Annotated in this window: 1 protein-coding gene; it reads right to left on the minus strand. The window is 69.2% G+C overall.

The genetic code is table 11. The features are described 5' to 3' along the window. Positions 1-306 precede the first annotated feature (306 nt). The coding region (gene xylA / locus FM110_RS06325) for a xylose isomerase (RefSeq protein ID WP_087103710.1) at positions 307-1,486 on the minus strand (1,180 nt) is incomplete at its 5' end.

Consider the following 1,486-nt stretch of genomic DNA (forward strand, 5'->3'; position numbering starts at 1 on the left):
TGGTGGGGCTGCGGGCGGCGGGGCTGCGGGTGCGGGTGCGGGTGCGGGTGCGGATCATGCGGGCGGTGCGAGCGGGCACTGGATCATGCGGGCTGGCGCCCAAGGTCGAGCGTCATGCTGCGACCCATATCGGCCCGGATCTGCGTCGCATCGTGGCTCTCGACGCAAGTTCCGGCACCGGCGCGGGCGGTCAGGCGGGCGGAGGCGATCTCACGCCGCCGCTCCACCGCGCAGGCCCCGGTCCCCGCAGCGCGAGCCGCGGGGACCGGGTCGCCCGATCAGGCGCTCAGGATCAGGCGCTCGGGATCAGGCGCGGAAGCCCAGCAGGTGCTGCATCGCCAGCTGCTGGAGCTTCACGAAGCCGTAGTTGCGCTCGCCGGCCGCGACGACGTCGAAGTCCTCGTAGGCCGAGCGGTCGCTGAGCAGGTCCTCGAGGGTCTCGCCCTCGCCCAGGGTGGGCTCGCCGAGGGTGTCGATGCCCGAGTAGGCCATGGCCTCCTGGACCTCGGGGTCGGCGCGGAAGGCCTGCGCGCGCTCCTTGAGCATGAGGTACATGTCCATGTTCGCGATCGCGGAGTCCCACTGGCCCTGCAGGTGCTCGGTGCGCGAGGGCTTGTAGTCGAAGTGGCGGGCGCCCTCGTAGGCGCCGGGCTTGGACGGGAAGCCGTTCTCGAGCAGGTCGACCGTGAAGAAGGCGCTGATCAGATCGCCGTGGCCGAACACGAGGTCCTGGTCGTACATCGGGCCGTGCTGGCCGTTGAGATCGATGTGGAACAGCTTGCCGGCCCACAGCGCCTGCGCGAGGCCGTGCGTGTAGTTGAGGGTGGCCATCTGCTCGTGGCCGGTCTCGGGGTTGATGCCGACGATGTCCCCGTTCTCGAGCTCGTTGATGAACGCGAGGGCGTGGCCGATCGAGGGCAGGAAGATGTTGCCGCGGGGCTCGTTGGGCTTGGGCTCGATCGCGATGCGCAGGTCGTAGCCCTTGTCCTTGATGTAGCCGGCGACGGTGTCGACGCCCTCGGCGTAGCGCTGGTGCGCGGCCAGGAGGTCCTTGGCGCTGTCGTACTCGGCGCCCTCGCGGCCGCCCCACATCACGAAGGTCTTGGCACCGAGCTCGCCGGCGAGGTCCACGTTCTTGAGGACCTTGCGCAGGCCGTAGCGGCGCACGCCGCGGTCGTTGCTGGTGAACGCGCCGTCCTTGAAGATCGGCTCGGTGAAGGTGTTGGTCGTGACCATCTCGCAGACGATGCCGGTCTCGTCGATGGCCTTCTTCAGACCCTCGATCTGCTTCTCCCGGGCGGCCTCGTCGCCGAAGGGGAAGAGGTCGTTGTCGTGGAACGTAAAGCCCCAGGCGCCGATCTCCTTGAGCTTGCGGACCTCCTCCAGCGGGTCCAGGTCGGGACGCGAGGCCTTGCCGAACTGGTCCTGCGCGTTCCATCCGACGGTCCAGAGGCCGAAGGAGAACTTGTCGGCGGGGGTGGGGGTG

Source organism: Brachybacterium nesterenkovii (genome assembly GCF_900163655.1).
Taxonomy (GTDB): domain Bacteria; phylum Actinomycetota; class Actinomycetes; order Actinomycetales; family Dermabacteraceae; genus Brachybacterium; species Brachybacterium nesterenkovii.